This window comes from Nonomuraea sp. NPDC050790 (assembly GCF_044456745.1).
Classification (GTDB): Bacteria; Actinomycetota; Actinomycetes; order Streptosporangiales; family Streptosporangiaceae; genus Nonomuraea.
Window position 1 is genome coordinate 669,495 of sequence record NZ_JBITGF010000001.1, and the last position, 12,300, is coordinate 681,794.

Below are 12,300 nucleotides of genomic sequence, written 5' to 3' on the forward strand. Positions count from 1 at the left end.
ATGTCGGGGACGAATTGACGATGAGTTGGGACCTGTGGTCGGCTCGTTACTTATGTTTCTGATGGGTTGATAAGAACCGCTTCCGGGGGATAGCTCTTCGATGTCGTGGCGTGTCCACACCACCACCGCGTTCCTGGCCGTCTGCGCGCTGGTCGTCGTGCCGGTTCCTTCACCGGCTTCCGCGCAGGTCAAACCGGTCATCACACCGGTGCCCGAGGTGGCCGCGCCGCCACAGGACACGGCCGGGAGCGCCGTGCGGAGAGGGCCGTCTCCGGCGGTCGCGGCGGTGCCGGAACGTCCCGTGGGCCCGTCGGCCCCCGAGGTGACCACGCCCGCGGGGCCCGCGCTCGTCGACGAGCTGAGTGCCGCCGCCGATCGGCGCCGCCGGGCCGTACCGGATCTGATTCCGGACACCCGCCAGGCGGGCAGGCTCGCGCTGTCGCGCCCGCTGGCCTCGGTCACCAAGCTGTTCGACGGGCTCGACCCGCTCAAGGGCGTCCCGCTGCTGACCTACCGGCTGTGCGTGAAGACCGGCGAGATCGCCTGCTCGGCCACGCAGCCGCTGGTCAAGCCCGTGGTCGCGGACGTCACCGGCGACGGTTCGCCCGACCTGGCCGCCAACCTGGTGCCCACCGCGGGCGCCGAGGGCGCGGTCGGTCTCGGCTTCGCCACCCGCCGCCTGGGCGAGGAGCCGCTGGAGGCGACGGTCTGGGCCGAGTACGACGGCCGCGTCGCCATCGGCTTCTCCGGCGAGCTGTCGCGCGCCGACGAGGGCACGTTCAGCGTCGACCTGGACGGCAAGAGCGTGAAGGCGAGCGTCAAGCGCACCGAACCCGGCGACCGCCTCGCCACCATCGCCGGGCTGCCGGGCAAGAGCGCGGTCAGCCTGACCCAGACGCCCGCCGCCACCCGCTTCACCGCCACCGCGCGGCTCGACCGCCCGCGCCTGGAGGTGACCAGCTCGTCCCCCGCCAAGCTGGAGGCGCTGGCCGTCACCGGCGGACAGACCACGCAGGTCGTGCTGGACAAGCTGCGCGCCCGCACCACCGTCGAGCTCGTCAGGGGCGCCGCCACCGAGGCGCGCTTCCGCTCCGGCGCCGCCATCGGCCGCGCCGAGCTGCGCACCTACGCCTACCGCGACGGCCGCCTGGCCCGCCTCGCCGAGGTCGCCGTGGACCGCGTGCCGCCCTCCTTCACCGCCCGCTACGGCAGGCAGCGCCTGTCCGTCGAGTCCGGCGCCCCTCGGGCCCGGTCGGCGACGATCACCTACTTCGACCGCGCCGCCGACAAGACCGTCCTGAAAGCCGCGCTGCGCGGGCTGCCCGCCCGCGTCACGCTCCAGCACGACCTCGCCACGCAGCGCGTCACGCACACCTCCAGCTCGGCGCTCGGCCGCTTCGAGATCCTGCTGCAGCGCGACGAGGGGGCGATCGCCAGCCCGCGCGGCGGCCACGTCACCATGATCAAGAACGGCGCCGCCGTCGGCGTGTCCGCCCTCATGAGCGGCCTGTCAGGCTTCGACGTCACCTACGGCGCCGCGCCCCGCGCCCACCTGAAGACCGGCGCGGGCGGCAACTCCTTCACCGGCGCCGCCAGCATCGACGGCACGCACCTGGCCCGCCTGGAGATCTCCAACACGCCCGCCGAGGTGGACGTGAGTCTGGACCCCGCCGCCAGGACGGCCGAGTACACCGCGAAGGGGGTCATCGACACGCTGCGGGCCGCGTACACCAACACCAGGAGCGGCCCGACCGTCGAGGGCACCGTGCGCGGCATCAAGGACCACGTCAAGGCGTCGTGGGAGCTGGGCGAGCGCTCCACCGTCAAGGTCGGCACCGCCTCCAGCCTGCGCGAGATCACCCTGTACGCCAACCGGGCGCACGTCACCGAGACCCCCTCCCGCAAGCCCGGCGCCGAACTGCGCGCGACCCTGACCGGGCTGCGCAAGCGGGTGACGCTGACCACCGGCCCGCGCTCGCTCACCTGGGACGCCGACGCCCCCGTCCGATCCGTCTCCGCCACGGCCAGGGCCGAGGTCGGCGGCCGGGACCTCCGCGCCGCCGCCGAGGTCAAGGACGTGCCCGCCCGCTTCGAGACGTCCTGGGGCCCGGAGGGCTACCGCTTCGACGCCCCCGGCGGCAAGGTCGGCGAAGCCGCCCTCTCGGTCACCAACCACGACGCCGCCCAGGCGCCCACGGGCCCCCACCTGGCCGCCCACTACGACCAGGCGACGGGCGACCTCGACGCCAGCGTCCGGGTGCGGGGCCTGCGCAAGGCCGCCTTCGCCCCGGCGGGCGAGGGCTTCGCGGCCGAGGTACGCGGCACCGCCCAGACCCTGGCCCTGGACGCCGACCTGACGCTGGCCGACCTCCGCTACGGCGCCCTGGGCACCGTGGGCCCGTTCCCCGGCCGCCTGGCGGTCTCGGCGGGCGGCGGCAAGGTCGTCTACGAGGGCACCCGCCTGGACGTGAAGGGCCAGATCTGGCTGGGCAGGACCACCGCCTTGGGCGCCCTCCGCCCCGCCCCCGCCCTCAAGCACGGCCTCTCCCTGACCACCGCCCCCGCCCCGGCCGCCTCCGGGGCCGGGAACGGGGCGTTCTGCGTGGTGGGCAAGGGGTGCTTCGGGGTGCGGGCGCATGTGGATCTGACCGGGCTGCCCGAGCGGGTCACCGTGGACACCGCCGCCAAGACGTTCACCTTTTCCGGCTACCGGCCCAAGACCAGAACCCTGCGCCTCTACCTCCACAGCACCGCCCTGGCGCAGGTCAAGGCGTCGGCCACCCTGCGCGGCCTGCCGGAGCGGATCACCAGGATGGACCTGGGCCCGTTCGAGGCGGGCAACGCCGCCTACCGGATCGAGCCCGCCGCCACCCTGGGCTCGCTCGACCTGCGGGCCGAGTCGGGTGACGTCAGGGGCAGCCTGTCGATCGACCCGGTGCCCGCGGCGGTAGCCGTACAGGGGAGCTATGGGGCGCAGACCCGCGTCCGGGTGCGGAACTCCGCGGCCGTGCGGCGGCTGGCGGCGAAGGTGACCGTGAAGGGGAAGGGGAGCGGCGAGCTGCGGCTGGGGGACGTGCCCAAGACGTTCGCCGTGGACGCCGACGCCTCGGCCGCCGGGCTCAAGGTGCCCGCGGTGACCTACAAGGCCGACGCGGGGACGCTGGACGGGTTCATCGGCGTCGAGCGCGGGCTGGCCGATCCGAGCGGGAGGCTGGGGGACGTGTCGCTGGCCGTACGGGACCTGGCGGCGGAGACGACCGTGCGGCTGAACCCCGACCACTCGCTGGACCTGGTCTCGCGGCCCAAGCCGACCGGCCTGCTGGAGGTGCACGCGGGGCTGACCGTCGAGGCCGTGGCGCCGCAGCGGATCGCCGTGAGCAAGGAGGTGCCGCACGCGGCCGGGTTCCTGAGCTACCACGTCGGCGGCGCGTTCGGGCTGGGGCGCAGCACAGTCGAGGACCTCTCGCTGGCCATCAAGGGCCTGACGTGGCTGAAGATCAGGCCGGGGAAGGTCCCGTTCGGGCTGAAGGCGCCGCCCGCGCTCGGGTACGTGGCCCCGGGGTTCGAGGGCCGGTACGCCCGCCTCGACCTGCGCGCGAAAGGCGTCGACCTGCGCCCGGACGTACGGCTGGACGTCAGGCTGAGCAGGAAGATCGGCGAGGACCTGTTCAAGGAGAGCGTCCGCCTGGCCCCGACCGGCGACCTGGCGCTGCGCCGCTACGACCAGCGCATGCGCCGCATCGGCGCCAAGCAGCGCATCAGCACCGCCGGGGTGCAACTGGCCTGCCTGACGCTGGACGCCAAGCCGGGCTTCGCCGCGGGCGGCGCCAACGCGATCACGCTGCGCGGCGCCGACGGCCAGCAGATGGTCTCGCTGCTCGACCCCGGCGGCCGCACCCCCGACTACGCGGTGGACCTGCTCACGCACTTCATGTCGCCGTTCCCCGGCGCGGACTGGCAGGTGGCCGGGGTGAAAGCCGGGAAGTGTGGCTGAGGAACGCCGGTATCTGACTTACTAGAGGAGGACGTGTCGCTGAGTCGCGGGAGCTGACCGATGGGCGAGCCGCTGCGCGTGGCCGGACGGGCCGTGCACGAGCTCCTGGACAGGCAGAGGGTACGGCTGGCGGGCGAGCTCGTCTCCGGCTTCGTGGCCGAGATCCCCTTCTACCGTGAGCTGCCCGCCGAGGAGCTCAGCGACGACATCTTCCGCATCACCGAGGAGAACCTGCGCCTGGTGTCGAGGCTGTTTCGCGAGCGGCGCCCGCCCAGGCCAGAGGAGCTGGAGCCGTCCTGCGCCTCGGCCGCCCGCCGGGCCCAGGAGGGGGTGCCGCTGGAGGCGATCCTGGCCGCCTACCACCTGGGCGCGGGCCGTATCTGGGACCTCGTGACGACCGGCGCCCGGCCTGAGGAGGTGGCGGACGCGCTGGCCGCGGGCCGGATCATGCTCGGCTACACCGAGGCCGTGACCACCGCCGTCTGTGCCGCCTACCAGCAGGAACGCGAGAGCATGGTGAGCCAGGACCAGCACGCCAGGCACGCCGCCATCACCGCGCTGCTCAGCGGCGAGACGCAGGCGGGGGCGGGCATCCGGCTGGCCGCCCGCTACCTGGTGCTGGCGGTGACGCTGGGCGCGCACCCCGACGAGCGCTTCGGCGCGGTCGCCGGGCGGCGCAAGCTCCACCGGGTGCGCGACGCCGTGCAGAAGCGCACGGCCGAGCCGGTGCTGTCGCTGCTCGAACCGGCCGGCGGGCTCATCCTGGTGCCCGACCTCGACTGGTGCGCCGCGTCCCCGCTGGTGGCGGAGATGGCGCGGGCGGCGGGGGTCGAGGTGCGGGCGGCGGCCGAGGTCGCGGCGCCGGAGGGGGTGGCCGCCGCGGCGCGGCTGGCGCAGGAGGTGCTGGACGTGGTCCACCTGTTCCACCACCCGCCCGGCCTCTACCGGCTGGCCGACGTGCTGCTGGAGTACCAGCTCACCCGGCCGAGCGAGGCGATGAGCGGGCTGGCCACACTGCTCGACCCGCTCACCGACAACCCCGACCTCCTGCAGACGCTCACCGTCTACCTGGAGACCGGCCTCGACCGCCGGCGTACGGCCGAGCGGCTGCACGTCCACCCCAACACCGTCGACTACCGGCTGCGCCGGGCGGTCAGCCTGACCGGGCTGGACCCGGTGGACCCGGCGCAGTTGCAGAGCATCGGGGCGGCGCTGGCCGCCCGGCGGGTCACGAACCGGCCGGGACCTCTGCCGGGCTCCGCCGCCTGAGCAGGAAGCCTGCCACGGCCGCGGTGAAGAACATGATCACGCCGTAGGTGGCCGACGGTACGGCCATCTGCGGGATGGCCAGCAGCCCCATCGCCACCGTGATCGACAGGGTGGCGTTGTGGATGCCGATCTCCATGCAGGAGGCGATCGCCTGCTCGCGCCCCACCTGGAACAGGCGCGGCGCGTAGTAGCCGACCGCCAGGCTGAGCACGCTGAAGACCAGGGTGATCAGCCCGACGTCGCGGATGTAGCCGCCGATGTTGGCGCGCTCCTGGAGCACCACGCCGACGACGACCAGGAAGAGGATGACCGCCGAGGCGATCTTGACGGGCTTGTGCATGCGCTCGGCGAACGCCGTGAACCGCGCCCGCACGAACATGCCGATCGCCACCGGCACCAGCACGAGCGCGAAGACCTGCAGGCTCTTGTCGAACTGCAGGCCCAGCGCGCCCGCCTCGGCGCCGAAGTAGCCGATGGCCAGGTTCGTCACCAGCGGCATCGTGAACACCGCGAGCACCGAGTTGATGGCGGTCAGCGTCACGTTGAGCGCGACGTCGCCGCCGAACAGATGGCTGTAGAGGTTGGCGGTGGTCCCGCCGGGGGAAGCGGCCAGCAGCATCATGCCCACCGCCAGCACGGGCGGCAGGTCGAACAGCAGCACCAGGCCGAGGCACAGTGCCGGGAGCACGAGGATCTGGCAGACGAGCGCGATCACGCTCGCCTTCGGGTAGGCCAGCACGCGGCGGAAGTCCGCCACGGTCAGGCCGAGCCCCAGGCCGAGCATGATGATGGCCAGGGCGATGGGCAGGAGGACGCTGGCAAGGCTCATAGAAGGGGGGTCCTGACTGTACGGGTGACGATGGCCGCGAAGTTCCGCATGCCGAGGGCGTTCGGATGGAACGGCGTGGCCGCCGACGCGGGGACGTAGGGCTCGATCCAGCGGACGCTGGGGGACTTGCAGGGGTCGTGGCCCTCGCTGGGGGTCTGGAAGTCGACGAAGCCGACTCCCTGTGCCGCCGCCTGCTCCCGGAGGGCCTGGTTGAAGTAGGCGAGGGTGGCGCGGATGTAGTTGGCGTCGACGGCCAGCACCGGGACCCGGGGCCAGCAGCCGTTTCTGGGGGCGTAGGTGCCGTAGCCTACGACGAATATCCTGGCCTGCGGCGCGCGGCCGCGGATGTCGCGGATGAGCTGGTCGAGGCGGGGGCGCAGGGCGTCGGTGCCGTCGCGGAAGCGGTCGCGGCCGTTGTCCTGGTACTCGTCGTGGCACGGGTCGCCCGGCAGCAGGCTCAGGCAGTCCTCGATGAAGCCGGTCAGGTCGAGGTCGTTGGCGCCGATCTGGACCGTGACCAGGGTGGCGTCCGGGCCGACGGCGTCGAGCTGGGGCGGCACGCTGCCCAGGTCGGTGCGCTGCGACTCGTACATGTCCTGGATATCGGCGCCGGAGCACGTGACGTCACGCAGGGACGCGCCGAGATCCCTGGCCGACAGGTGCGCGTAGTTGCGGTCGGAGCGGAAGCAGCCGAGCTGCGGCAGGATCTGGTTGGGGATGAGCGGGCCGGAGGCGGCCGAGTCGCCGAGCGCCACGTACACCTCGGCCGCGGCGTGCGCGGGCGGCGCCAGGGTCAGGACGAGGGCGGCGGACGCGCACAGGGTAAGTAATCGACGGATCATCATGCACTCCCTAGCGTCGGAACGGACCGGTGACTTCGTAGGTGATACCGCCCGTGCCGGCCGCCTCGCCGCTGGTGCCGCGCTGGGAGGAGAAGTACAGGCGGCTGCCGTCGGGCGAGAAGGCCGGGCCGGTGATCTCCGAGCGCGACTGGCCGTCCAGGCGCATGATCGGGGCCACGACCCGGTCGGGCGTGATGACGTTGATCTCCATGTTGCCACCGTCCTCGGCGACGTAAAGGTCGCCGGAGCGGCTGCCGGTGATGTTGTCGACGCCGTCGAGCGAGCCGCCGCCCTCGTAGACGGTGCCGAGCACGTTGCGGCCGGCGTCGTAGAACCACACCTTGCGGTCGCCCTTGGCGGTGAAGTAGCAGACGCCGCCGGCGTAGTGGCAGCCCTCGCCGCCGTTGAAGTGCAGCGCGTCGCTCACCTGGTGCCTGGTCTGGCGTTCCAGTACGGCGGGGCCGGGATCGGGCACCCGCTTCCAGGTGGGCCCGGCGCAGAGCACGTCGAGACGGCCGCTCGACAGGTCGCCCCAGGTGTTGGGGACGAACCGGTAGAAGCAGCCGTCCGACTCGTCTTCGGTCAGGTAGATGACCCCGTGGTCGGGGTCGCAGGCGGCCGCCTCGTGCTTGAAGCGGCCCATGGCGTTGCGTGGCTGGGCGGAACGCACGCCGTACGGGTCGGTCTCGTAGACCCTGCCGCGGAAGATCTCCTCACACGACAGCCACGTGTTCCACGGCGTGGCTCCGCCCGCGCAGTTGAGGTTGGTGCCGGACAGGATCCGGTAGGCGCGCTCCACCGACCCGTCGGCTCTGAACTTGATGGCCGAGGCGCCGCCGGCGAGCGGGATCTCGGAGTTGGAGACGTAGATCCAGCCGGTGGCGTCAGGGAAGCAGGCGCCGCCGTCGGGCGCCGGATGCCACCGGGTGCCGCCGACGGTCTGGCCGGAGCGGGCGATGATCCGTCCGGTGAACCCGGCCGGTAACGCCATGCCGTTGGCGTCGGGCGGGCCCAGCGGGCCGTAAGGGCTCAGGCCCGAGGAGGCGTGGGCGGCCTGTTGCCAGAGTGAACCGGAGAAGGCGGCGGCGGAGACGGCGAGGAGGAAGGTGCGTCGCTGCATGGCACACACCATGAGGCGGGCTCGCGGATCTGTGAATTGGGTGGGGCGGCAAACCTGCGCCGGGTTTCCTGTGACCCATCACAAAGGCCCTTGACGCCGGTGAAGGCGGCCTGGTCAGTCGACTCCGGGGGCGAAGAAGCCCATCGACATCTCCTTGCCCGCGGCGACCTCCTCGGGCGTGGCCGTGCCGGACGCCGTGATGGCCGCCTCCCAGGCGATCACCGACGCGAGGGAGTAGCGCTGGGCCTCCTCCGACCCCGCCGCCTCGACCGGGTCGTCGCTCTCCTTGACCTCGCCGGCCAGGAACAGGGCGAGGCCGAGCAGGGCGCCGTCCCAGCCGGGGCCGACGGTGAACGCGCCGGCGCCGCTCTGGGCCATCGCCAGCGGGACGGTGTGCTCCAGGACGAAGTCGGTGCGCTCGTCGCCGGCGGCGCTCAGCCGTACCTCGACGAGGCTGTCGGGGCCGCCGAAGCTGACCTTGTAGCGGGCGGGCGGCTCGCACTCCAGGATCTCGCCCCCCGCGTTGCCTTCGAGCTGGAACGTTCCGCCGACGCGCAGGTCGCCGCTGATCGGCATGAGCCAGCGCTTGATGCGGTCGGGGTCGGTCAGGGCGTCCCAGACGTCGTCGAGGGCGGCGTCGTAGCTGCGGCTCATGACGACGCAGACGCTCTCCTCGTCGCGGGTGACCTCGCGGCGGGTGGCGTTGATGTGGGCGGCGATGTCGATCATGGTTCTCTCTTCTCGTCGGATTCTTCCGCGGTCTTGCGGCGCTCGCGCTTTCCGCGGGCGAGTTCGGTGGCCAGGGCGTCGAGGTGCTGGGCCCAGAACCTGCGAAACGGCTGCAACCACACGTCGACCTCCTGGAGCGGGGCGGCGTTGACGGTGTAGAGCCGCCGCACGCCTTCAGCCCGCACGCTGGCGAACCCCGACTCCCTCAGGACGCGCAGATGCTGGGACACGGCCGGCTGAGAGATGCCGAACTCCGCCTGGATGGCGGCGGTCAGCGAACCGGAGGTCTGCTCGCCGCCGGCGAGCAGCTCCAGGATCCGGCGCCTGACAGGGTCGCCGAGGACGTCGAAGGCGTGCACGGCCTCACTATGGCAGGCTCTGCTTATATTAGTCAACTCTTATATAAGGGGATTAAATCGGTGGCGCCGCGCCCGCCCGCCGCGTAGCGTCGATCCCCTCCCCACCTACCACCTGAACCGGACGGAACCGTGTCTCGTCACCGTCCGATGGCTGCCCGGGCGCCGATCCACGTCGGCTGACCGGCAGGGCCCGTGGGCTACCCGCCGCGACGGGCGCCTTCGTCCAGCAACCGCCTGATCGCCTCGGGCGGCTGCACGCCGGAGACCGGCCGGCCGCCGTCGATCACCAGGGACGGCACGCCCGCGACGCCCTGGGCGGCGGCCCGCCGCTCGTCCTCGCGCACCCGCTCGGCGTAGGCGCCGGCGGGCAGCGCGCGGCCGGGCAGGACCTCCTCGCGCAGCGCGTCCAGGACCTCGGGGTCGGCGATGTTCGCGCCCTCGGTGTGGTAGGCGCGCAGCAGCCGCTCCATCGTCTCCTCGCCCTTACCGTGCTCCTGGCCGAGCTTCCAGAGGCGGTGGGCGTCGAAGGTGCTCACGGGCCTGGCCAGGTGCAGGTTGAGCTCCAGTCCGTCGGCCGCGCCGGTCGTCCTGATCAGCTCGGTGCGGGCCGGGGCGCGCTCGCCCCACCACCGCCGCATCGCCTCCTCCGCCGTGGGCCCCGGCGTACGGTCGGCCTCCGGGTCGAGCTCGAAACTACGCCACACGATCTCCGGCGGCTCGGCCAGGCCGTCGAGCGCGCGAGACAGGCGGCGCTTGCCGATGTAGCACCAGGGGCAGAGGATGTCGGCGTAGATCTCCAGTCGCATGACCGGCATCCTGCAACCTCAAGCGCGGTTGAGCTCAAGCCGGGCCGAGGTAGCCGGGCGGCGGCCGGACACCCGCGGGCGTGCCGGTCTCGCGCCCGGCCAGGAACGAGCGCAACGCCTTCAGGTACGGCCCCGGCCGATCCGCGTAGACCGCGTGCCCGGCGCCCTCGACGTAGACCAGCCCGCCCGGCGGATAGTCCCGGATCGACGACCACGTCTGGAAGTCGCACGACCCCTTGACCACCAGCACCGGCACGTCGCGGTTACCGGGCGGCTCGACGTCGCGCGGCGCCAGGCTCGCGTAGCCGCCCGCCCCTCCGGGCCGCGCCGCGCGCCCGGCCCCCGGGCAGTGGTAGGAGGCGGCGGACCTGGCGCGGTCGAGGCGGGCGTCCAGCTCGCCGTCCCCGGCGAAGGCGCGCGCCGCCCGGGGCTCCACGCGCAGCAGCGCGTGGGTGACCAGCATGCGGGCGTCGACGGCCGGGCCCCGGAGCGTCTCGCCGGGAGCGGGGAAGCCCAGCAGGGTCGGCGGGGGGCGCAGCGGCGCGGGGGAGGAGAAGACCACCCGCTCCACCTTGCCGGGGAAGGCGCCCAGGTAGGCGGCGGCCAGCCGGGCGCCCTCGCCGTGGCCCACCAGGACGAGGCGCTCGGCGCCCAGTTCCTCGCGGATCGCCTCCAGGTCGGAGACGTCGCGGGGCAGGCCGTACCCTCTGGGGTCCTCCAGGCGCTCCGAGCGCCCGGTGCCGAGCGCGTCGTAGACGTAGACGTCGCGCCCGCCGCCGGCCAGCCGCCCGAAGAACGCCGCGTCCCCGGCCAGGTCGCCGTGGCCCTCCAGCACGACCACCGGGGCCGCGCCCGCCTTCTCCGCCGCCACCCGCACGTACGCCAGCCGCGAGCCGGTCGGCAGCTCCCACTCCCGCTGGCCCTCGACCCGGGCGGCCGGCGGCGGCGTGCCCGCGGGCTCGGTCAGCACCTGCCCGCACACGTGCCAGACGACCACCGCCTCCACCCCGAGCAGCGCCGCCGCCCGCACCCAGCGCGCCCACGCGATGCCGGGGCGCGGCACGCACAGCAGCAGCCCGAGGTAGAAGACCGAGGCGAAGACGGCCAGGCCCGCGACGCTGAACACCTGCGGCCCCGCCATCACCGTCGCCATCCCGGCCACCGTGGCCAGGCCGAGGACCGGTGACAGCGCCAGCACGGCCAGCCCGCAGACCAGCCGCCCCGCCACACGTAAGAAACGCCTCACACCGGCCGAAACTACCGACTCGCGGCCACTGAGGGGGGTGGGATAGCGGTTTCCGGGGTGAATGCGGTGAAATATCCGGGAACTCTACGAGAGGTTTGGTGATCCCCCGTGCCGCTGTTCGACCTGCCGCTGGAACGCCTGCGCGCGTACCGGCCCGAGCGCGACGAGCCCGCCGACTTCGCCGCCTTCTGGGACCGCACCCTGGCCGAGGCCCGCGACTTCCCCGCCGACCCCGTCTACACCCCCTACGACCTCCCGCTCGCCGGGGTCGAGGTGTTCGACGTCCAGTTCTCCGGCTGGGGCGGCGACCGGATCAACGGCTGGTTCATCGTGCCGCGCGGCGCCGAGGGGCCGCTGCCGTGCGTCATGCACTACATCGGCTACAGCGGCGGGCGCGGTTTCCCCCACGACCACCTTCTGTGGCCGAACGCGGGCTACGCGGTGTTCGTCGTGGAGACCCGCGGCCAGGGCGGCGCGAGCGTGGGCAGCCCCGGCGCGACCGCCGACCCGCGCGGCGGCTCCTCCGCGCAGGCGCCGGGCATGATGACCCGCGGCATCCTCGACCCGGAGGAGTACTACTACCGCCGCGTCTTCACCGACGCCGTCCGGGCCGTGGACGTGGCGCTCGCCCATCCCCTCGTGGACGCCGCCCGCGTCGTCGCCTCGGGCGGCAGCCAGGGCGGCGGCATCGCGCAGGCGGTCACCGGGCTGCGCGAGGACGTGGCGGCGGCGCTGATCGACGTGCCCTTCCTGACCCACTTCCGGCGCGCGCTGGAGATCACCGGCCGCGATCCGTACCAGGAGATCGTCCGCTTTCTGGCCAGCCTGCGCGGCGACGCCGACCGGGTCTTCCACACGTTGTCGTACTTCGACGGGCTCAACTTCGCCGCCCGGGGCGAGGCCCCCGCTCTGTACTCGGTGGCGCTCATGGACGACGTCTGCCCGCCCTCCACCGTCTTCGCCGCCTACAACCACTGGGCCGGACCCAAGGAGATCACCGTCTGGCCCTGGAACCAGCACGAGGGCGGCGGCGGCTTCCAGCGCGAGGAGCAGGTGCGCTACCTGTCCAAGCTGTTCACGTCGTGAGGACGGGCGGGGCCCCGGCC

At 73.1% G+C, this 12,300-nt stretch carries 10 protein-coding genes; 3 read left to right on the forward strand and 7 right to left on the reverse strand.

What is annotated here, in order from left to right; translation table 11 throughout:
- Nucleotides 1-100 precede the first annotated feature (100 nt).
- Nucleotides 101-3,994 carry a hypothetical protein gene (locus ACIBEJ_RS03175; protein ID WP_397180920.1) on the forward strand — a complete coding sequence of 1,298 codons (3,894 nt, stop codon included), beginning with the start codon at nt 101-103 and terminating at the stop codon, nt 3,992-3,994.
- Between the two features lie 60 nt (nt 3,995-4,054).
- Complete coding sequence (locus tag ACIBEJ_RS03180) at nt 4,055-5,263, forward strand: PucR family transcriptional regulator (RefSeq protein WP_397180921.1); 1,209 nt, start codon at nt 4,055-4,057, stop codon at nt 5,261-5,263.
- Here the strand turns inward: ACIBEJ_RS03180 and ACIBEJ_RS03185 are convergent.
- The 7 genes from ACIBEJ_RS03185 to ACIBEJ_RS03215 all read right to left on the reverse strand — a co-directional run bounded on the left by ACIBEJ_RS03185 (nt 5,223) and on the right by ACIBEJ_RS03215 (nt 11,194).
- On the reverse strand, nt 5,223-6,092 hold the full coding sequence (locus ACIBEJ_RS03185; RefSeq protein WP_397180922.1) for a bile acid:sodium symporter family protein: 870 nt from the start codon (nt 6,090-6,092) through the stop codon (nt 5,223-5,225). The genes ACIBEJ_RS03180 and ACIBEJ_RS03185 overlap by 41 nt on opposite strands.
- Nucleotides 6,089-6,937, reverse strand: coding sequence for an SGNH/GDSL hydrolase family protein (locus ACIBEJ_RS03190; protein ID WP_397180923.1), 849 nt, complete (start codon nt 6,935-6,937; stop codon nt 6,089-6,091). The genes ACIBEJ_RS03185 and ACIBEJ_RS03190 overlap by 4 nt, the downstream gene beginning before the upstream one ends.
- A 7-nt stretch (nt 6,938-6,944) precedes the next feature.
- On the reverse strand, nt 6,945-8,054 hold the full coding sequence (locus ACIBEJ_RS03195; protein ID WP_397180924.1) for an alkaline phosphatase PhoX: 1,110 nt from the start codon (nt 8,052-8,054) through the stop codon (nt 6,945-6,947).
- 114 nt (nt 8,055-8,168) lie between these two features.
- Nucleotides 8,169-8,783, reverse strand: coding sequence for an SRPBCC domain-containing protein (locus tag ACIBEJ_RS03200; RefSeq protein WP_397180925.1), 615 nt, complete (start codon nt 8,781-8,783; stop codon nt 8,169-8,171).
- Nucleotides 8,780-9,142 carry an ArsR/SmtB family transcription factor gene (locus tag ACIBEJ_RS03205; protein WP_397180926.1) on the reverse strand — a complete coding sequence of 121 codons (363 nt, stop codon included), beginning with the start codon at nt 9,140-9,142 and terminating at the stop codon, nt 8,780-8,782. The genes ACIBEJ_RS03200 and ACIBEJ_RS03205 overlap by 4 nt, the downstream gene beginning before the upstream one ends.
- Before the next feature lie 197 nt (nt 9,143-9,339).
- On the reverse strand, nt 9,340-9,948 hold the full coding sequence (locus ACIBEJ_RS03210; protein WP_397180927.1) for a DsbA family protein: 609 nt from the start codon (nt 9,946-9,948) through the stop codon (nt 9,340-9,342).
- A 34-nt stretch (nt 9,949-9,982) separates the two neighbouring features.
- A complete protein-coding gene (locus ACIBEJ_RS03215) occupies nt 9,983-11,194 on the reverse strand; it encodes an alpha/beta fold hydrolase (protein ID WP_397180928.1) in 1,212 nt (403 codons plus the stop codon).
- A gap of 108 nt (nt 11,195-11,302) precedes the next feature.
- Between ACIBEJ_RS03215 and ACIBEJ_RS03220 the strand changes: the two genes are divergently transcribed.
- Nucleotides 11,303-12,280, forward strand: a complete 978-nt coding sequence (locus ACIBEJ_RS03220) for an acetylxylan esterase (RefSeq protein WP_397180929.1) — start codon at nt 11,303-11,305, stop codon at nt 12,278-12,280.
- Nucleotides 12,281-12,300 lie beyond the last annotated feature (20 nt).